Origin of the sequence: Mesorhizobium sp. M0698 (assembly GCF_040320455.1) — a bacterium.
Lineage (GTDB): Bacteria > Pseudomonadota > Alphaproteobacteria > Rhizobiales > Rhizobiaceae > Mesorhizobium.
Genome location: NZ_JAMYPQ010000012.1, coordinates 1 through 18834, shown reverse-complemented (window position 1 = coordinate 18834; position 18834 = coordinate 1). Strand labels below are relative to the sequence as shown.

Sequence of the window (18834 nt, the reverse complement as noted above, 5' to 3'; positions counted from 1 at the left end):
GTTGAAGAACGTTCTCTTCATCTGCAGCCAGAATCGCTTGCGCAGCCCGACGGCGGAGCAGGTGTTTTCCAAGCGGCGGGACATCGAGGTCGCTTCGGCCGGCACTAATCACGATGCCGACATACCGTTGACGCATGAACTCGTCGCCTGGGCCGACATCATCTTCGTGATGGAAAAAACGCACCGCGCCAAACTGCAGCAGAAATTCAAGACAAGCCTGAAAAAGGCTCGAGTAATCTGCCTCGATATTCCCGACGACTATGCATTCATGGACCCGGCTCTGGTGGGCCTGCTGGAGGCGCGTGTCTCGAAGTATCTGGGTTGAATGATACATCGCGGAGCATTCGCAACCGCGCTTCGAGAACTGTCTCGACCGATCGCTAAGGTTTGCGGGGTCAAGCCTCGTGCTTGTGGCGGTGTTTGGCGCGATCTTTTTCGCTGGTCTCTCCGGAACGGGCCGGCTTGATCTCGCTTTTGTCGCGTGAGGCATGGTGCTGGTCGTCTGTGGAATGTGACGCTGCGCCATCGCGGGCGCTTTTTGTTTCGAGGCGGGTGATGAAAATGTCGAAGCGATTGGGCATCGTCCGGTCAGTGCTCCATCGTGCGGTCGGTTTCGTTTGCGGGCTTGCTCTCTGCCGATCGCTGGCGTGCAAGCGGCTTCTTGGCTCTGCCATCTGCGGCTTCGGCAGGCAGGCTCTTGTCGCATGGCGCGGCGAAGCGTTTGCGGCCGGCATAGTAGGGTTCGAAAACGTCCTGTATCGTCAGGCTGTTCATCCTGCTCCTCCCGAGATCAGGGGTAAAATTCGCCGGCAACGGTTTCGTTCCCTACTGTGGCGAAGGCATGGCGGCCGGTTCACGTCGGCATCCCTTTTGGAACCAGGGCCTTTGCAACCCAGGCTTTTGCAACCAAGCGTGAGCCGTGCCAAACAGGGTCGAACGGAGTTGTGCAGGTGACCGGCGAATCGGCCAAACGCAGTTATGTGGTCGGGCAGACCGAAATCGCCGCCCGGCCGCTCGAGCCGGCGCTCTACCTGGTGGCGACGCCTATCGGCAATCTCGCCGACATCACGCTGCGCGCGCTGGAAACGCTCGCCGCCGCCGATATCGTCGCTTGCGAGGACACACGTGTCAGCCGCGTGCTGCTCGACCGCTACGGCATCCGCCGCCGCACCACCGCCTACCACGAGCACAATGCCGGCGAGGCCGGACCGAAGCTGATCGCGGCGCTGCTGGCCGGCCAAAGCGTAGCGCTGATATCGGATGCCGGCACGCCGATCATCACCGACCCCGGCTACCGGCTGGTCGGTGAGGCGCTGGAACGCGGCATTCGTGTCGTGCCGATCCCCGGCCCATCAGCAGCACTTGCCGCTTTGACGGCATCCGGCCTGCCCTCGGACGCGTTTCTGTTTGCCGGCTTCCTGCCGGTGAAGACCGGGCAGCGGCTGACGCGGCTGGAAGCGCTGAAGGCGGTGCCGGCAACGTTGATCTTCTTCGAATCGCCGCGCCGGCTGGCCGAGACGCTCAGCGCCATGGTCGAGGTGCTGGGCGGTGCCCGCAAGGCGGCCATCGGCCGCGAGCTGACCAAGACCTTCGAGGAGATGCGGACCGGCACCCTGCAGTCGCTCGCCAGCCATTACGCCGCAGCTGATACGCCGAAAGGCGAAATCGTCATCTGCGTCGGCCTGGCGGATGTTGTCGCTGATGAGCCTGAAGACATCGACCGGCTGCTGCTTTCGCTCGCCGCCGAGATGCCGGCCTCCAAGGCAGCGGCGGAAGCCGCCAAGATGACGGGTGGCCAGAAGCAGACGCTCTATCGTCGGCTGCTCGACCTCAAGAATGCCGGAAGAGACGGGACCGGCGGAGACGGCGATGGCTGAACGGCCGAGCGCCAGCCGGCAAAAGGCCTACCGGCGCGGCCATCACGGCGAATGGCTGGCGGCGGCGGCGCTGATGCTGAAAGGCTACCGAATTCTGGCCCGCCGCCACCGCACCAGGTTCGGCGAGATCGACCTGATCGCGCGGCGTGGCGATCTGGTGCTGATCGTCGAGGTCAAGGCGCGCCGCACGCTGATGGAGGCAATGGAAGCCGTCGGTCGCGAATCGGAGCACCGCATCGAAGGCGCCGCCGATTTCTGGCTGTCGCGCCAATCCGACTACGGAAAATTATCGGTGCGCTTCGACATGGTGGCGGTGCTGCCGTGGCGCTGGCCGGTGCATGTCGAGAATGTGTTTTACGGGCGAAACTAGGCCATTCTCGACGTGGGGCCGTTTTGCTGCGCCTGCGGTTCAGATCATGGTTTGCCGATCTGTCAAGCATCCGCCCAGCGCTGACTGGAACAAAAGCGTTCCTGCGTTGTTCCCCAATCGTCCTGATGTTCGACGGGCTGGTTCAAATGCCGGCCAGGGCAGTCCGCGTGGCAGCTATGCGAGGACAAAGGGATGGCGAGGCAAATGGATCCCGACGATCTCAACCCGGAACGGATCGTCACCGTGTTCGGCGGAACTGGCTTTCTCGGGCGCAGGATCGTGAAGCGGCTCCTGGAAAGAGGTTTCACGGTGCGCGCCGCATCTCGCCATCCGGCTCGCGTGGCCCTGGTCTTTTCCTCGGTTACAAGGATGCCCGAAGCAGTCGAGGCGGATATATTGGATGCGTCCTCGATCGGGTCGGCCATTACCGGATCACAGGCGGTCGTGAATGCCGTCAGTCTTTACGTCGAGCAGGGCGTCCAGACCTTTGAACGCGTGCATGTGAAAGCCGCGGCCGATCTCGCTGCCGCGTCGCGCGACCGCGAGATCGACCAGTTCGTCCAGATTTCAGGGATCGGCTCCGATCCTCAATCGGATTCGAATTACATAAGGGCGCGTGGGCGCGGAGAAGGTGCCGTGGAAAGCGCATTTCCCGGCGCTTTCATTGTGCGTCCCGCCGTCATGACAGGACCTGACGACGCTTTCCTCACGACCATTGTGAGGATGATACGCCTCCTGCCGGTCTATCCGCTGTTCGGCGATGGTGGCACACGGCTTCAGCCGGTCTATGTGGCAGACGTCGCAGAAGCAGTGAGCCGGCTGATCGACGGGCGAACCCAGGGTTCATCCATATTCGAATTCGGTGGCCCGCGTATCTATACCTATAAGGAACTGCTTCGGGAGATCGCCCGACAGCTCGATACGCACGTCAAGCTGATGCCGGTGCCGTTTGCGGTATGGAACGCCTTGGCTGGCGTCGCGGAACTCCTCCCGGCTGCCCCCATAACGCGCAACCAGATCGATCTTATGCGTCAGGACAATGTGGCAGCAATCGACGCGCCTGGCCTGAAGGAACTCGACATCGAGCCGCGGGATATCGACGAGGTGATCCGTGCGATCGAACAGCGCCGTCGCGTAGGCTCGCTCTCGTCTCCGGCTTAGGACGGCCCCCTGATCCTGGCGGGAACCTATCGCCGCGCGACAGGTTGGTCGAGCTTGAAGCCAGTGAAAGAAGGAGAAGAACTATGGCCAGATGCGATCAATGCGGGAATGACTACGACAAGGCTTTCAACGTGACGATGGCCGACGAGACCTACACATTCGACAGCTTCGAATGCGCGGTCCAGAAACTTGCTCCGACGTGTCCGCATTGCGGATGCCGGATCATCGGACATGGCGTCGAACAGGATGACATCATCTACTGCTGCGCACATTGCGCCGCGGAGGAAGGCGCGAGCGCGCTGACCGATCGTGCGCCTTGACGCACCTCCTTTGGCGTCTCCAGGTCGACCATTCCGAACGACTGCGCCGGCTCATCCCATATGGCCAGTGCTGTCAGCACGACGACGACCAGCCGAGGTCAAGGCCGCCGCACGCTGATGGAGGCAATGGATGCAGTCGGCCGCGAATCGGAGCGCCGTATCGAAGGTGCTCGCGATTTCTGGCTGTCGCACCAATGGACTACGGAAAATTGTCGGTGCGCTTCGACAAAAGGCAGCGTGCGTCGTCTTGATCGCGCCAGAGCTGTCATGTTCTTGCACGTTCAAGAACCCGCGTTCGACGGTTAGACGCCGTTCCGTGGCAAGTCGGCTCCCGCTTGGACAAGTCGCTCCACGACGGCGGCCGCCTCCTCTGGAATGGCCGGTATGGTGCCCGACTTCCGCGTCGATCCGAAATCGAGGCCGGCGAAAAAGAGACCTGGAACAGCGCCGACGCCATCCTCGTGGACGGGCTGGCCGGCTGCATCGAGGGCGCCGGGGAGCCGGACCCATGAGAAATCGCCGGTGAAGCCCGTGCACCAGATCACTGATCTGATGCCGCTTGCCGTCCAGTCGAGGGAGCGGATCGGAGGATCGGGCAAGCGCGGGTCAACCGTCTCGGCCGGATCATCCTCGGCCAGTGGCGCATCGAGGCCGGCGCGCTCAATGTACCCGTCGACCAGGCGCTTGGTATTCGCGGAGACCTCGTCGGCAAATCGCATGTGGTCGTCGAGCTCGTCGCCGAAGACGAGGCTGCCATTCTCCACTCCCCTGAAGCGGCCGAGCAGCACCACGCCTTGCGCACTCAGCGATTGCAAACTGATCGTGTGCGTCGCGCCGACCAGCGCGCGGGCCTGCAGCTTGCCGGAAGGGAGGACGAGTTCCTTGCGCGGAACGTCGAGAAAACCGGACAGCGTCAGCCATTTAAGTATGTTGCCCCCGCGGTAGCGCCGCACCCAACGGCCGTTGCGGCTGGTCGCCAAAAAGACCACACGTCCTGCCAACGCCAGATCCTCGGCGATCTGGCCGCCCGACTGGCCGCTGCCGACCACCAGCACCGCGCCACTCTCGAACTCGGCCGGGTTGCGATAAGCCGAGGAATCGACTTGGCCAATTGCGGTTGGCAAATCCGCCGACCCTGCTGGCCGGACCTGCCGATTCTGGTCGCCGGTGGCGATCACCACGTTGCGCGCCAGAAATGCCCCGTCCGTCGTGGTGATGCGAAAGATCCCGTCGTCTCTCGTCAGCTCTTGCACCGGAGTTTGGGTGCTTACCGGCAGGCGGTGCCGCTCGGCATAGCCTTCGAGATACGCGACAAATTCGTGGTGGCTTATCGCGCCCCACGGCTCGGGCCCCTCGTAGGAATCACCGGGTAAGATGGAGCGAATGGTCGGCGAATTCAGTCGAAACGAGTTCCACCGCTGCGTTCGCCACGTCTCGCCGATCCGGCCTCGATCGAGCACGCGGTGGTCGCGGTCCTGCCGTTTCAAGAAGTAACTGACGCCGAGTCCCGCCGGACCGGCGCCAATAACGAGGGCGTCAAGAACTTCGCTCATGCATTCCCCCTGCCAACCATACGTCCACAAGATCGTATGGCTCGGCTTCGGGCAAGAATAGAGTTCCGGCTGGGATTGCGCTATCCGCGCCGGCTCACCGCCAGATTGCCAGCCCCGCCAGCCCGACGATGCCGACGACCAGCCGCCACCAGCCGAACAGCGCATAGCCGTGGCGCGAGACGTAGTCGAGCAGGAAGCGCACGACGATCAATGCCGTGACGAAGGCGGCGACGAAACCGACGGTGATGATGGGCAGGTCGGCGCTGCTCAGCACATTGCGATTCTTGAACAGGTCGAAGGCGAAGGCGCCGACCATCGTCGGTATGGCGAGGAAGAAGGAGAATTCCGCCGCCGCCCGTTTGTCGACCCCGAGCAGCAGCGCGCCGACGATGGTCGAACCCGAGCGCGACGTGCCGGGGATCAGCGACAAGCACTGGAACAGCCCGATCTGCAGATAAAGCCTGGTCGGGAACCGCTCGACATCGTGGTAATACGGCTTCGGCTTCATGCGATCGACCAGCAGCAGGATGACACCGCCGATGATCAGCATGATGCAGATCAGCCGCGGCGATTCGAACAGCACCGTCTTGATGAAGTCATGCGCCAGTGCGCCGATAATGGCCGCCGGCAGGAATGCGATGAGAATGCCAAGGACGAAATGCCGCGTCAGCCGATCGTAGGGTAGCTCGAGCAGCATCTTCCAGAGACGGCGGAAGTAGACGCTGAGGATCGCCAATATGGCGCCGAGCTGGATCAGGATCTCGAAGGCCTTGCCGGTCGAATGAAAGCCGAGGAAATGGCCGGCGAGAAGGATGTGACCGGTCGAAGATACCGGAATGAACTCGGTCAGGCCCTCGAGCAGGCCGAGCAGCAGCGCTTCGACGACGGTCTGGCTTTCCATGGCAACCTCGGCGTTGGAGTGAGGGCTTGAGAAAAGGGCTTGCTTGTCACGGCGCGGAACTCCCCCTATAGGTCGCAGCACCCTGACAGCCCGCTGAATCGGGCGGCCAAGACTTACCGGCGCAGCCGGCGATTTGCCAGTGCGCTCTATTATCGCGGGACCATGCTGACGCTTTTCCACCATCCGATGTTCGCCAGCTGCCGCTTCGTCCGCCTCGCCTTTGGTGAGTATGGCGAGGAACTAGCGCTGATCGAGGAGAAGCCGTGGACGCGGCGCAAGGAGTTCCTGGCGCTGAACCCGGCCGGCACGCTGCCGATCCTGCTCGCCGAAGGCGACGTGCCGATCGTCGGCGCGATGGTCATTGCCGAATATCTCGACGAGACGCGCGGCGTACTCAAGCGCGACAAGCGGCTATTCGCCGAGGATCCGATGGAGCGCGCCGAAATCCGCCGGCTGACCGACTGGTACCTCAACAAGGCGGAAAGCGAGGTTACCCGGCATCTGGTGCGCGAACGCGTTCTGAAGCCGGTCATGCCGGAAACGGCAGGCGGCGGATCGCCCGATTCGGCGGCGATCCGCGCCGCCCGCGCCAATATCCGCCAGCACATGAAATACACCAACTGGCTGGCCGGCACCCGTCATTGGCTGGCCGGCAACAAGGTCACCTATGCCGATCTCGCGGCGGCGGCAGCACTGTCGGTGCTCGACTATCTCGGCGAGATCGACTGGCGCGAACACAGCGCCGCGCGCGAATGGTATACAAGGGTGAAATCACGGCCTTCGTTCCGGCCGCTTCTGTCCGACCGGGTGCGTGGCCTGTCGCCGGTGTCACATTATGCGGACCTCGATTTCTGATACGGCAAAGCTGCGCGCGCTGATCGACCGCGAGGCGCGGAATGCCGGCTTCGACGCCGTTGCCGTCACCACGCCCGATGCGATTCCGCAGGCGCCGGAACGGCTGGCCGAATTCGTTGCCGACGGCTTTCACGGCTCGATGGGCTGGATTGCCGAAACGCTCGAGCGGCGAGGCAAACCGACGACGCTTTGGCCAGAGGTCCGCTCGATCGTCGTGCTGGCGATGAATTACGGCCCCGACCACGGCCCACGCGACATCCTGGCAAAGCGCGACCGCGGCGCGATCTCGGCCTATGCGCAGAACCGCGACTATCATGACGTGATGAAAGGCCGGCTGAAGGAGATCGCCGGCAAGATCGTGGCGCGCGCCGGCGGGGACGTGAAAGTGTTTGTCGACACCGCGCCGGTGATGGAAAAGCCGCTGGCCGAGGCGGCCGGCCTCGGCTGGCAAGGCAAGCACACCAACCTGGTCAGCCGAACGCATGGCTCCTGGCTGTTCCTCGGCACCATCTTCACGACGGCCGAACTGGTGCCGGACGCGCCTGAGGACGACCATTGCGGCTCCTGCCGGGCCTGCCTCGACGTTTGCCCGACGGATGCCTTTCCGGCGCCTTACCGGCTCGATGCGCGGCGCTGCATTTCATACCTCACCATCGAGAACAAAGGACCGATCCCGCATGAGTTCCGGGAAAAGATCGGCAATCGCATCTATGGCTGCGACGACTGCCTGGCCGCCTGCCCGTGGAACAAGTTCGCCCAAGCCGCTTCGGAGGCAAAGCTTGCCGCCCGCGCGGACTTGCGCGAACCGCCGATCGCCGAGCTGCTGCGCCTCGACGACGCTGCCTTCCGCGTGCTTTTTTCGGGCTCGCCGGTCAAGCGCATCGGCCGCGCCCGTTTTATCCGCAACGTGCTGATCGCCGCCGGCAATTCCCAGGACTTGTCGCTGGCCGGCGCCGTCCGCGCGCTGCTCGACGACGCCTCGCCCCTGGTTCGCGGAGCTGCGGTATGGGCGCTGTTGCGGCTGGTGCCGAGTCGGGAGTTTGCCGAGCGTGCAGCGGCCGCATTGCAAGCAGAAGATGACGAGGCGGTGAGAGGCGAATGGCTTCTGGCCCTGCCAAAGCCGATCGAGGCACATACATGACCAAACAGCAGATTTTCATCTTCGGCGCCGGTTATTCGGGCAAGGCCTTTGCCCGCGCCAACAAGGATGCCGACACAGCGATCTTCGGTACAACACGGTCGCTGGAAAAATTCGCGGCGCTGCGGCAAGCCGGTATCGTGCCGCTGCGTTTCGATGGCACGCTGACCTCCGAAATCGGCGATGCGCTTGGGAAGACAACCCATCTCGTCGTCTCGGTCGCGCCGGACGAGGCCGGCGACCCGGTGCTGGGTGCGGCTCGCGAGGTGATCACGGCCAACATGCCGGAGCTCGAATGGATCGCCTATCTCTCGACCGTCGGCGTCTATGGCGACCATGGCGGCAATTGGGTGGACGAGGCCGCCGAATGCCGGCCAGTATCGAAGCGATCAGCGATGAGGGTTGCCGCCGAGCAGGATTGGCTGAAACTGGGCCACGACACCGGCCGGCCGGTGGCGATCCTGCGGCTTTCCGGCATTTATGGGCCAGGCCGCAACGCCTTGGTCAATCTGGAAAACGGCACTGCGCGGCGGCTGGTCAAGCCGGGCCAGGTGTTCAACCGCATCCATTGCGACGACATTGCCGGCGCGCTCTGGCATCTGGCCGAAGGCAATCGCGGCGGCATCTTCAACGTCACCGACGACCTGCCGGCGCCGCCGCAGGACGTCGTCGCCTATGCCGCCCAATTGATGGGCATCGAGCCGCCGCCCGAAATTCCGTTCGAGACCGCCCAACTTTCGCCCATGGCGCGGTCCTTCTACGGCGAGAACAAGCGTGTCGCCAACGCGGCGATCAAGGCGGCCGGCTATGGGTTTCGCTTCCCCGACTACCGTTCGGCGCTCGACGCCATGTGGGCGAGCGGCGACTGGCGCGACGGCGAGGCGCGCAGCCCGATGAAACGGTCATGATCGATACGTTGCGCGGGGCGTGGTATGATGCGGTTCAAATCGCGGAGGGGTCCAGCTTGGGGAAGACGTTAAAGCGAGCCTTGCCCGGCAAAACACTGCTGCTTTCGGCAGCACTGGCCGTCGCCAGCTTGACAGCGCTGGCAACGCAGACGGCGGGCGCCGAGCAACGGGCAAAAGACCTGTTTGGCGCCAAAAGGCTGCCGGCGGTCGCAGCAGCGCAATCGATCGGCTTCTACTCCAAAGGCTGTTTTTCCGGCGGCGTCGCCCTGCCCATGGATGGCCGGCACTGGGAGGTGATGCGGCCGTCGCGCAACCGCCGCTGGGGTCATCCCGCAATGATCGCGCTGATCGAGAAATTGTCGCGCGACGCCGCCGCCGACGGCTGGCCGGGCCTATTGATCGGCGACATTTCGCAGCCGCGCGGCGGGCCGATGCTGACCGGCCATGCCTCCCACCAGATCGGCCTCGACGCCGACATCTGGCTGACGCCGATGCCCGACCGCAAGCTCTCGGCCGAAGAGCGCGAAAACATCAGCGCTACCTTGATGGTCGATGAAAAAACCCACTTGGTGAAGGACGGCGTGTGGACGCCGATGCATACGCGGCTGTTGAAGCGCGCCGCGAGCTATCCCGAAGTCGAGCGCATCCTGGTCAATCCAGGGATCAAGAAGAAGCTCTGCGACACGGTCAAAGGCGACCGCGGCTGGTTGCGCAAGGTCAGGCCGTTCTGGGGCCACGACTACCACTTCCACATTCGCATCGGCTGCCAGGCTGGATCACCCGACTGCAAGGCGCAGGAAGCGACGGCGCCGGGCGATGGCTGCGACCAGGCGCTGGCCTGGTGGTTCACCGAGGGGCCGTGGCGCCCCAACAAGAACCCGGACAAGCCGAAGGCACGCGACGTGATGACGATGGCGAACCTGCCCAGGCAATGCCAGTTCGTGCTCGACGCGCCGGCTCCGCCCTCGGCCGAAGCAGTCACCTACTATGGCGACGGCGTGCCGATCGCGGCAGAACCCGCTCTCGCGGCAGAACCTTCGCCGCCGCCGACGGTCGCAGCCGGCGCGGCAGCGCTTCCGGCCTCGGCGAACGCCTTTGTGGCGACCCCCGAGATCGGCATTCCGCTGCCGCGGCCACGACCGGGGCACTGATGCGGGCAGCGTGTTTGCTGTCTGCATCCGTGCATCTCCACTTCGAAAACCGATTTCCCTTTTTGCGGTCATGCGCTAGTCAACGAGAGAACGGCGATACGCGTCGGGAACGGACGAGAGCATGCCAGGCGTAAGCGACGACGACACTCTGTTGCGATTTCCGATCCTGATCGGTGACATAGGCGGCACCAATGCGCGCTTCTCGATTGTGCTCGACGCGAATTCCGAGGCCGGCGAGCCGACGATCGTCCAGACCGCCAACTTCAATACGATAGACGAGGCGATCCAGGCGGCCGTGCTCGACCGCTCGTCGGTCCGGCCGAATTCAGCTGTGCTGGCGGTAGCAGGCCCTGTCGAGAGCGACGAGATCCCGCTTACCAATTGCCCATGGATCGTCAAGCCGAGACAGATGTTCGCCAGTCTCGGTCTCAGCGACGTCGTGGTGCTCAACGACTTCGAGGCACAGGCGCTGGCTGTCGTCGCGCTCGGCGAAGAGCATATGGAAAAGATCGGCGGCGACGAGCCGGAACCGAATTCCGGGCGGGTGGTGCTCGGCCCGGGAACCGGGCTCGGCGTCGCCGGACTGGTCTATGCGCTGCATCACTGGATACCGGTGCCCGGCGAGGGCGGCCATATGGATATCGGGCCGCGCTCGCCGCGCGATTTCCAGGTGTTTCCGCATATCGAGAAGCTCGAGGGCCGCATCTCCGGCGAACAGATCCTGTCCGGGCGCGGCCTGGTCAATGCCTACCGGGCGGTAGCCAAGGCGGACGGCAAGCCGTCGCCCTTCACCACGCCGGCCGAGGTCACCGCCGCGGCGCTGGCAAAGAACGATCCGGTGGCCGAAGAGGCGCTGTCGATCTTCGTCACCTGCCTGGGACGCACCGCCGGCGACCTCGCTCTGGTGTTCATGAGCCGCGGCGGTGTTTTCCTCACCGGCGGCATCGCGCAAAAAATCCTGCCGGCGCTGCGCATCGGCAATTTCCGCGCCGCCTTCGAGGACAAGGCGCCGCACAGCGCCCTGATGCGCAGCATGCCGGTCTATGTCATCACCCATCCGCTGGCGGCGCTTTTAGGGCTGGCCGCCTATGCCAGAAATCCGTCGCTGTTCGGCGTGCAGACGGCGGGGCGGCGCTGGCGGGTCTAGAATACAAGCTGCGCCGCGACGAAGTTTCGCCGTCCTCGGCCATAGGCAAGCCGCCATTGGAGCGTTAAGAGGTTGCCGAATTGCAGCCCGGCCGGACCGAAACCACAAAGCGCTCCAACTTGACACTTCCAGCACCAACTAAAGGGAAAGTCCGTCCCAGCGAGATCGTGGCGGTGATTCGCCGCATCGTCGCCGAGAACAGCCGCGATTATCGCTGGTACTATGCTCTTGCCGTGCTTTGCCTGGTGACGATCGCGGCGACAACCGCCTTCACAGCCTGGATCATGAAGGATGTCATCGATCAGATCTTCTACCAACAGCGCGGCGATCTTATCGCGCTGATCAGCGTGTCGATCCTGGCCGCCTTCATGCTGCGCGGGCTGGCCAGCTACGGCCAGGCAGTGACGCTGGCCAAAATCGGCAACAATCTGGTGGCGCGCTATCAACGCCGCATCTTCGACCACCTGATGAAGCTCGGCGTCAGCTTCTTCAACGACACCCGCTCGGGCCGGCTCGCCGCGCAGATCAACGAGAACGTCAACGGCATCCGCGATCTCCTGTCGATGACGTTGACATCGCTGGCGCGCGATGCCGTATCGCTTGTCGCGCTGGTTGGCGTCATGATCTGGCAGGACCCGATGCTCTCGGCGATGTCGCTGCTGGTCGGGCCGCCCTTGATCTACAGTGTCACCTATCTGATGCGCCGGGTGCGTCGCATCACCCGTGAATCGGTGCAGATCAACTCGCGGCTGATCGGCGCGATGCAGGAAGCGACGCAAGGCATCGCTATCGTCAAGGCCTTCACCCTGGAAGACGAGCTGTCGCGCCGCATCGGCGGCCTCGTCGCGGGCGCCGAGCAGCGGGCAAACAAGATCGCCCGCGTCTCGGAACGGCTGACGCCGATCTCCGAAATGCTGGCCGGCTTCGCCGTCGCCGGTGTCATCGCCTATTCCGGCTACCGGGCGACCGTCGGCGGCCAGCCGCCGGGCGCGGTGTTTGCCTTCATCACCGCCCTGCTGCTTGCCTATGACCCCGCTAGGCGGCTGGCGCGTATGCAGGTCGGCATGGAAAAGTCGCTGGTCAATGCGCGCATGATCTACGAGCTTCTCGACCTCGAGCCGCAGCAGGGTGACGTGCCGGGAGCCGCCGAGGCGAAATTCACCTCTGGCGAAGTGCGCTTCAACAACGTGTCCTTCCGCTATGTCGAAGAGGCGCCGGTCCTGCAGGATTTGAGCTTTGTCGCCGCCGCCGGCAAGGTGACCGCCATCGTCGGCGCCTCGGGCGCCGGCAAGACGACGCTGGTTGCGCTGCTGCAGCGCTTCCACGACGTCGAGTCGGGCAGCATCGAAATCGACGGCCAGGACATTTCAAAGGTCACCAAGCATTCGCTGCGCGGCTCGATCGCCTATGTTTCACAGCAGCCTTATCTGTTCGAAGGCACCATCCGCGACAACATCCGCTACGGCAGGCTGAGCGCCACGGACGCCGAGATTGAACGCGCCGCGCAACAGGCCGCGGCACACGATTTCATCCGCCAGCAGCCGCAAGGCTACGACACGCCGGTCGGCGAGAACGGCGTGACGCTGTCGGGCGGCCAGCGCCAGCGTGTATCGATTGCACGCGCTATCGTTCGGCAGGCGCCGATCCTGCTGCTCGATGAAGCCACCTCGGCGCTCGACAACGAGGCCGAGGCCCGCGTCCAGGAAGCGCTGACCCATGTCATGGAAGGGCGCACCACCATTGTCATCGCGCACCGGCTGTCGACGGTGGTCAATGCCGATCATATCATCGTGCTGGAGCAGGGCCGGCTGGTCGAACAGGGCACGCATGCCTCGCTGATGGCCGACCCGCACAGCGTCTATGCCCGGTTCCACCGGGTGCAAGGCAGGAAAGGGCTGGGGCTTGTCGATGACGGCAAGCCAATCCAGACTGCGGCGCAAAATGTCCGCGCGAAAAAGGCGGCCGGGAGACATTCATGAGTGACACGCCGACCGTTAGTGAAATGGGCCTGGTGGTGGTGGGCGCGGCCGGCCGCATGGGCCAGGCGCTGATCCGCGCCATCCACACGATACCGGGCGCCCGCGTCGCCGGCGCCATCGAGCGGGCCGGTTCGCCCCATATCGGCAAGGATGCCGGCGAGCTGGCCGGCGTCGGCAGGCTCGAGGTGGTGATCGGCGACGATCCGCTGCCGGCCTTCGCCAAGGCCGACGGCGTGCTCGATTTCACTACGCCGGCCGCGACCGTCGAATTCGCCGGCTACGCCGCACAGGCGCGCATCGTCCATGTCATCGGCACCACCGGCTGCTCGGCCGAAGACAATGCCAGGATCGCGGCGGCGGCACGGCACGCGACGGTGGTCAAGTCAGGCAATATGAGCCTCGGCGTCAATCTGCTGGCGGTGCTGGTGGAACAGGCGGCGCGCGCGCTCGATGCCGACGATTTCGACATCGAGATCCTGGAAATGCACCACCGGCACAAGGTCGATGCGCCGTCGGGCACGGCGCTGCTGCTCGGCGAAGCCGCCGCTGCCGGGCGCGGCGTAGCACTTGCCGGCAACGATGTTCGCGTGCGCGACGGCCATACCGGCGTGCGCAAGGCAGGCTCGATCGGTTTCGCCAGCTTGCGCGGCGGCTCGGTGGTCGGCGATCACAGTGTGGTGCTGGCCGGTACCGGCGAGCGCATCACGCTCGCCCACCACGCCGAAGACCGGGCGATCTTTGCTCGTGGCGCGGTCAAGGCAGCCCTGTGGGCGCGCGGCCGCAAGCCGGGCCTCTATTCGATGCGGGACGTGCTCGGCCTGACAAGCTGATCCACAGACTTGGCTGATCCACAGATTTGGCTGATCCACAAGATTTGAAGGAGCAAATATGTCGAGAACTCTCGTGCTCGTGCGCCATGGCCAGAGCGAATGGAATCTGAAGAACCTATTTACCGGCTGGCGCGACGTCGACCTGACCGAACTGGGTCATGCCGAGGCCAAGGCGGCCGGCGCCAAGCTCAGGGCGCGCGGCATGAAATTCGACATCGCCTTCACGTCGTCGCTGATCCGGGCGCAGAAGACCTGCCAGCATATTCTCGACGCCGTCGGCCAGAGCGATCTCGAGACCATTCGCGACCAGGCGCTGAACGAGCGCGACTATGGCGATCTCTCCGGCCTCAACAAAGATGACGCTCGCAAGAAATGGGGCGAGGAGCAGGTGCATGTCTGGCGCCGCTCCTATGACGTGCCGCCGCCCGGCGGTGAAAGCCTGAAGGACACCGGCGCGCGCGTCTGGCCCTATTACCTGCACGATCTGCAACCGCATGTGCTGCGCGGCGGCACCGTGCTGGTGGCGGCGCACGGCAATTCGCTGCGCGCGCTGATCATGGCGCTGGACGGCAAATCGGGCGAGGAGATCGTCAAGCTCGAGCTCGGCACCGGTGTGCCGATCATCTACACGCTCAACGCCGATTCCACGGTGGCGTCGAAGGAAGTGCTGGAGCATTGAGCCGGAGAAGGAACGCGGCTTTCAAAAAAGCGCGTTGACACTCATCCCTCGCCCGCTTAATGAGCGCGCACCAGCCCAGATGGCGGAATTGGTAGACGCGCACGGTTCAGGTCCGTGTTCCGCAAGGAGTGGAGGTTCGAGTCCTCTTCTGGGCACCATCACCTTCCTCAGGTGTTGGTATAGCTGAAAAGCTAGCAGAATTATGTGGTTAGGTTACCCGAGTGCTACACACGGGTGTTACACATGGTCCTTGCAATGAGCCGTCCTGTCAAACATCGTAAGACCGGCGTATACTGGTTCCGCAAGCGGGTACCAGCAGAAATTGCCGTGTTGACCGGCCGCAAAGAAGTCAACAAGACGCTCGGAACGAAGGATCCCGAAGAGGCAAAGCGAAAATACGCGGAGGTCCTTGCGGAATATGAACGCGAGTGGGCGCAGCTTCGGCTCGGAAATCATTTGGTGAATGGAAGCAGTTTGGGTCGTCCTGCTGCTGCCGGTGCGGATGCGCTCACACCGCGCCTGATCACAGACCGGGAGGCACACCTTTTAGCCTCGGCCGTGCAGGATGAGTGGCTTGCAAAATTCTACGACAATCCAAGTGAACAGCTCCACTGGCACACCGAGCTGTACGAGGGCATGTGGAAGAACTACCCGTTGTCATCAACCGATCCAGTTGCTGGAGTTGAGGGCATCGCTGATCCCATCCCGGGGACAATGCCAATCGAGAATATCTTTTGGAAATCGATGTGGGCCGGATGCATCAGCAGGGCGAAGGACATCCTGACCGAAAATGGGTTCTGCGATGATCCTTGGAGCATTCACAAAACTTCGCGTGCAGTGGGGGCTGCCCTGCAGAAAGCCAGCTTGACGCTGCAAAGGCTTGAACGCGGCGAGTTTGAGCCGGGAGAGGAGCCCGGGTGGCTTCATCGTTCGGCAAATGCTCAGCCAACTGACGGTCGGTCGCCTAAGACGGCGGCTGTAAAGGAGAGCTCGAACGCAGCGACTTTGACTGGGCTCGTGGACGGCTGGTGGAAGGAGAGCAAAGCAGCAGGCAGAAAACCGAGCACCTATGAAAGCTACAGAGACGCTTTTGCCTATCTTGCTCGGTTTCTCAAACACAACGATGCATCAAAGGTTGCGGCCAAGGATGTCATTGCCTTCAAAGATCACCGACTGAGCACACCGTCGCCGAAAACCGGGAAGATGGTTTCCGCCAAGACGGTTAAAGATAGTAATCTCTCGGCCCTGAAAGTCGTCTTCGGCTGGGGCGTCGCCAACGGACTCATTGATCATAACCCGGCTGCCGGTGTGACCTTGAAGGTAGGAAAACCCGCTCGTCATAGATCGAAGGGCCTTTCAGATGACGAGGCCAAAGCCATCCTTTCAGGCGCGCTATCTCATCGGCGAGGGCAGGAAAATCCGAAGACATTTGCGGCGAAGCGTTGGATACCATGGTTGTGTGCATTTACCGGAGCTCGCGTGGGCGAACTGGCCCAGTTGAGAAAGCAGGATGTATCTTTGCGCGGCGACGTCTGGGTAATTCGCATCACTCCTGAAGCCGGAACAGTCAAAACCAATGAAGCCCGCGAGGTACCCCTTCATCAGCAGGTGATCGACCTTGGTTTCCCTGCTTTTGTAAAAGAGGCCGCAAGCGGCCACCTTTTCCTGAATGTCGACCCGTCGGAAAATGTTCGGGGGGCTTTGCGCGGCTTAAAAAACCGGCTCGCTGAGTTCGGACGCACCTTTGTGTCAGATCCGAACGTTGCGCCCAACCACGGCTGGCGTCATCGGTTCAAAACAATTGGAATGGAAGCCGGTATCCCTCCCCGCATTCTGGATGCGATTCAAGGTCAGGCAGCTCGGACGGTTGCCGACACTTACGGCGAGGTCACACTCAAGACCATGGCCGCGGAGATCGCGAAATTGAGCATCTATTCGCTCGATGCGCCCAACGATTTCTCGAGTGCGCCCCGACTGCCCACTTAATCGCTTGTGGAAATCAAGTGACTTCAATGCGATGGACAAGCGCCTAACCGTGTATCTGGGCGATCATTGCCCCTATACCAGCAGCTACTAGCCTTATCGACGTGGACACGCTCGACCGCGAACTACGAAGGTTGATCGCATTTGCAAGCCCGGGTTTGCGGATCAGAGAAGCACGGCCTCAGGCAGAGGCAACAAGGCTTTACACAATACGGGTTTCGACAATTAACTAGAGCCACGAGCGGCAGGGAAATGGTGGAAGACTGGCGGATTTTGGAAGCCTCCAGCGATCCGCTCGTCAAAGCCGTGGCGGGTAGCCAGCCGGGCCAGTCGATTTTGTCCCGGCACCTATCGGCAGCTACATTCCCCAAGATCGCATCTGGCTTGCTCGAGCGCTTCGTCAGCCTCGCAGGCTGGCATGCTAGGCCCGGCAGGTCGGCACCTCATTTGTCAAACGCCTTTTAGGCCGTTACATCGAATGCGGGGTTGTGTCGGGGAAGATCAATGGAAACTGCCAAGACGTTCGGGAAATGGCTCTCAGTTAATTGGGAGCGGGGGCTATTCGTCATCGCCGGGCTAACCCTGCTCGGGTCGAGCATATATTTGGTCTATACCGATAAAGTCACGCAAGCAGCAGTCGTCTTCGGTCTTGGCTTCCTCAGCTTCATCTATGCTAATGTTGCCCGGTTCAAGCGGTTCAAAGGGCTGGGCTTTGAAGCTGAACTTTGGGAAGACAAGCAAAAAGAGGCCGCCGACCTCATTGAACGTCTGCGCGAGGTGGTTTCGATCTACACTCGGGAAGTCATACTTGGGAAAGTCACAGCCGGAAGATGGGGGACCAAGACCGATTGGCAAAGCCATTGGAAGCTCTATGATGACCTTGTCACCCAGCATGAAGTTCTTGGCCAGAAGATAGATTTTTCGGGCGTTAAAAAGGTGATGGACGACTACTTCCTCTTTGATATGTCCACACCCGAGATTTCGAAGGTTCGTGAAGCCATTCGGAACGGAAAGGCCAAGGCCAAACAGAAGATGGACGAGGAGTTCGGGAGCCCAATCCGAGACGCCGATGGTTACGGCAAAAGGCTGGCGGAGTATCGCAATACACCAGAGCCGCTAGGCGACCCCTTTCAGTTTTCGACCCGCAATGACTTGGCAGGCAATACGTTGAAGATATGGGAGGAAGCGCAGGATCGTTTGAAACGAGGTTTTGAAGTGGCGGCGCAAGTCGATCCGACGGTCATTGAACGCCTCGAAGCGCTTTCAAAGCTCTATCAGTCCCGTCCGGTAAATGTGACCGAGGAACTGATTGCGTGGGGTATGCTCACCAGCAATGCGGCGGGAGCAGTTCTCTAGGCGGAAGTTGGGTCGGGTGAATTGAGAACATCCATCAGCGCATTTTGCCACGTGCTTTGAAGCTCTCTCTCAGAGCACTGGATACGCTCAAACCCCGAGCGTTTCGCCGCCAGAAGCACGAATACTCGCTGTTCCATGTCGTAGGCACCGGACGCAGTTTCCCACTTCTGCTGTAAGGCCACCGACCAGCATTCCGCGCCGATCTCCATGGGAATATGCTGATTGATCGAAGCCAAGCGATCCTGCACATCGCTCGTGTGGCCAACCTTGAACATATTCCGCTTTCCATAGCGCAGCGCGTAAGTCCAACTGGTTTCCTGTGCGCTGCGCGTGACGTTGTAAGTCGCGTCGGTTGGTCTGGGGCCAGTGGTCGGACGGAAGAACTGGTTCAGGCGACGCATCTTCGCTAATGCCGGAAGAGCGGGAAGCTGCACTTCCTCTGACACAAGAGCCAGAACGCTATCGGTATCCGAGGCATCGAGTTGCACGACCCCCGGAGTAGCCAACATGGGAAGTTGCTTGGACAGCACGTCTGTTAAAATGCGGATTCCGACGTGAAGCCGGCCGCCATTCCGATCAAACACCGGCCACCATTCCGGTATGAAGCCGGCCACCATTCCAACCAA

General features: G+C 62.3%; 19 protein-coding genes, 1 tRNA gene and 1 pseudogene. 17 read left to right on the top strand and 4 right to left on the bottom strand.

Translation table 11 applies throughout. The features are described from left to right. The first annotated feature begins 1 nt into the window (after position 1). Positions 2-325: a low molecular weight protein tyrosine phosphatase family protein gene (locus tag NKI16_RS22025; RefSeq protein WP_023678977.1), complete on the top strand. Its 324-nt coding sequence runs from the start codon at positions 2-4 to the stop codon at positions 323-325. Positions 326-588: 263 nt separating this feature from the next. Here the strand turns inward: NKI16_RS22025 and NKI16_RS22020 are convergent, their stop codons facing one another. Continuing rightward, positions 589-774 (bottom strand): hypothetical protein, encoded by a 186-nt coding sequence (locus tag NKI16_RS22020; RefSeq protein ID WP_023678975.1) that lies wholly within the window; start codon positions 772-774, stop codon positions 589-591. A 176-nt stretch (positions 775-950) separates the two neighbouring features. Between NKI16_RS22020 and rsmI the strand changes: the two genes are divergently transcribed. The 5 genes and pseudogenes from rsmI to NKI16_RS34085 all read left to right on the top strand — a co-directional run. Beyond that, the gene (rsmI, locus tag NKI16_RS22015; protein WP_352923681.1) at positions 951-1877 is read left to right on the top strand and encodes a 16S rRNA (cytidine(1402)-2'-O)-methyltransferase; all 927 of its coding nucleotides are present in this window, start codon (positions 951-953) and stop codon (positions 1875-1877) included. Next, positions 1870-2247 carry a YraN family protein gene (locus NKI16_RS22010; protein ID WP_023678973.1) on the top strand — a complete coding sequence of 126 codons (378 nt, stop codon included), beginning with the start codon at positions 1870-1872 and terminating at the stop codon, positions 2245-2247. Before rsmI ends, NKI16_RS22010 begins: the two co-directional genes overlap by 8 nt. Positions 2248-2439: 192 nt before the next feature. Continuing rightward, complete coding sequence (locus NKI16_RS22005) at positions 2440-3408, top strand: complex I NDUFA9 subunit family protein (RefSeq protein ID WP_352620850.1); 969 nt, start codon at positions 2440-2442, stop codon at positions 3406-3408. Between the two features lie 83 nt (positions 3409-3491). Continuing rightward, positions 3492-3728, top strand: coding sequence for a metallothionein (locus tag NKI16_RS22000; protein ID WP_254817997.1), 237 nt, complete (start codon positions 3492-3494; stop codon positions 3726-3728). Between the two features lie 99 nt (positions 3729-3827). Then, positions 3828-3955, top strand: a pseudogene (locus NKI16_RS34085) (YraN family protein); the annotation flags it as partial. Between the two features lie 75 nt (positions 3956-4030). On the opposite strand, the gene NKI16_RS21995 reads toward NKI16_RS34085, so the two are convergent. Further along, complete coding sequence (locus tag NKI16_RS21995; protein WP_352575346.1) at positions 4031-5281, bottom strand: flavin-containing monooxygenase; 1251 nt, start codon at positions 5279-5281, stop codon at positions 4031-4033. Positions 5282-5375: 94 nt separating this feature from the next. Continuing rightward, entirely contained in the window at positions 5376-6182 is an 807-nt protein-coding gene (locus NKI16_RS21990) for an undecaprenyl-diphosphate phosphatase (RefSeq protein WP_352923678.1), read from the bottom strand. Positions 6183-6344: 162 nt separating this feature from the next. Between NKI16_RS21990 and NKI16_RS21985 the strand changes: the two genes are divergently transcribed. From NKI16_RS21985 to NKI16_RS21935, 11 genes are all read left to right on the top strand, one after another. Further along, positions 6345-7037 carry a glutathione S-transferase family protein gene (locus tag NKI16_RS21985; protein WP_352476844.1) on the top strand — a complete coding sequence of 231 codons (693 nt, stop codon included), beginning with the start codon at positions 6345-6347 and terminating at the stop codon, positions 7035-7037. Further along, complete coding sequence (gene queG / locus NKI16_RS21980) at positions 7018-8178, top strand: tRNA epoxyqueuosine(34) reductase QueG (RefSeq protein ID WP_352785112.1); 1161 nt, start codon at positions 7018-7020, stop codon at positions 8176-8178. Before NKI16_RS21985 ends, queG begins: the two co-directional genes overlap by 20 nt. Then, the gene (locus tag NKI16_RS21975) at positions 8175-9083 is read left to right on the top strand and encodes an SDR family oxidoreductase (protein WP_352636213.1); all 909 of its coding nucleotides are present in this window, start codon (positions 8175-8177) and stop codon (positions 9081-9083) included. Before queG ends, NKI16_RS21975 begins: the two co-directional genes overlap by 4 nt. Positions 9084-9139: 56 nt before the next feature. Further along, complete coding sequence (mepA, locus tag NKI16_RS21970) at positions 9140-10234, top strand: penicillin-insensitive murein endopeptidase (protein ID WP_502897614.1); 1095 nt, start codon at positions 9140-9142, stop codon at positions 10232-10234. 121 nt (positions 10235-10355) lie between these two features. Beyond that, positions 10356-11381, top strand: a complete 1026-nt coding sequence (locus tag NKI16_RS21965; protein ID WP_023678964.1) for a glucokinase — start codon at positions 10356-10358, stop codon at positions 11379-11381. A gap of 119 nt (positions 11382-11500) precedes the next feature. Then, positions 11501-13360, top strand: a complete 1860-nt coding sequence (locus NKI16_RS21960) for an ABC transporter ATP-binding protein (protein WP_352785110.1) — start codon at positions 11501-11503, stop codon at positions 13358-13360. Further along, complete coding sequence (gene dapB, locus NKI16_RS21955; protein ID WP_352620859.1) at positions 13357-14190, top strand: 4-hydroxy-tetrahydrodipicolinate reductase; 834 nt, start codon at positions 13357-13359, stop codon at positions 14188-14190. The genes NKI16_RS21960 and dapB overlap by 4 nt, the downstream gene beginning before the upstream one ends. Before the next feature lie 58 nt (positions 14191-14248). Further along, entirely contained in the window at positions 14249-14869 is a 621-nt protein-coding gene (locus NKI16_RS21950) for a 2,3-bisphosphoglycerate-dependent phosphoglycerate mutase (protein ID WP_352451888.1), read from the top strand. A 73-nt stretch (positions 14870-14942) separates the two neighbouring features. Next, positions 14943-15027: transfer RNA gene (locus NKI16_RS21945), tRNA-Leu, on the top strand. A gap of 85 nt (positions 15028-15112) precedes the next feature. After that, positions 15113-16855, top strand: a complete 1743-nt coding sequence (locus NKI16_RS21940) for a DUF6538 domain-containing protein (protein WP_352923676.1) — start codon at positions 15113-15115, stop codon at positions 16853-16855. Between the two features lie 501 nt (positions 16856-17356). Next, entirely contained in the window at positions 17357-18208 is an 852-nt protein-coding gene (locus tag NKI16_RS21935; RefSeq protein ID WP_352923673.1) for a hypothetical protein, read from the top strand. On the opposite strand, the gene NKI16_RS21930 is transcribed toward NKI16_RS21935, so the two are convergent. Continuing rightward, positions 18205-18834, bottom strand: a 630-nt coding sequence (locus NKI16_RS21930; protein ID WP_352923671.1) for a hypothetical protein, incomplete at its 5' end; no start/stop codon positions are given. The genes NKI16_RS21935 and NKI16_RS21930 overlap by 4 nt on opposite strands.

Bases quoted from the DNA above. Each gene is read 5' to 3' on its own strand.
- NKI16_RS21965 (WP_023678964.1), top strand. From the start codon at position 10,356: ATGCCAGGCGTAAGCGACGACGACACTCTGTTGCGATTTCCGATCCTG.
- NKI16_RS22010 (WP_023678973.1), top strand. From the start codon at position 1,870: ATGGCTGAACGGCCGAGCGCCAGCCGGCAAAAGGCCTACCGGCGCGGC.
- NKI16_RS21985 (WP_352476844.1), top strand. From the start codon at position 6,345: ATGCTGACGCTTTTCCACCATCCGATGTTCGCCAGCTGCCGCTTCGTC.
- NKI16_RS21975 (WP_352636213.1), top strand. From the start codon at position 8,175: ATGACCAAACAGCAGATTTTCATCTTCGGCGCCGGTTATTCGGGCAAG.
- NKI16_RS22000 (WP_254817997.1), top strand. From the start codon at position 3,492: ATGGCCAGATGCGATCAATGCGGGAATGACTACGACAAGGCTTTCAAC.
- NKI16_RS21990 (WP_352923678.1), bottom strand. From the start codon at position 6,182: ATGGAAAGCCAGACCGTCGTCGAAGCGCTGCTGCTCGGCCTGCTCGAG.
- NKI16_RS21935 (WP_352923673.1), top strand. From the start codon at position 17,357: ATGGAAACTGCCAAGACGTTCGGGAAATGGCTCTCAGTTAATTGGGAG.
- dapB (WP_352620859.1), top strand. From the start codon at position 13,357: ATGAGTGACACGCCGACCGTTAGTGAAATGGGCCTGGTGGTGGTGGGC.
- NKI16_RS22020 (WP_023678975.1), bottom strand. From the start codon at position 774: ATGAACAGCCTGACGATACAGGACGTTTTCGAACCCTACTATGCCGGC.
- NKI16_RS21940 (WP_352923676.1), top strand. From the start codon at position 15,113: ATGGTCCTTGCAATGAGCCGTCCTGTCAAACATCGTAAGACCGGCGTA.
- NKI16_RS21950 (WP_352451888.1), top strand. From the start codon at position 14,249: ATGTCGAGAACTCTCGTGCTCGTGCGCCATGGCCAGAGCGAATGGAAT.
- NKI16_RS22005 (WP_352620850.1), top strand. From the start codon at position 2,440: ATGGCGAGGCAAATGGATCCCGACGATCTCAACCCGGAACGGATCGTC.
- queG (WP_352785112.1), top strand. From the start codon at position 7,018: ATGCGGACCTCGATTTCTGATACGGCAAAGCTGCGCGCGCTGATCGAC.
- NKI16_RS21995 (WP_352575346.1), bottom strand. From the start codon at position 5,281: ATGAGCGAAGTTCTTGACGCCCTCGTTATTGGCGCCGGTCCGGCGGGA.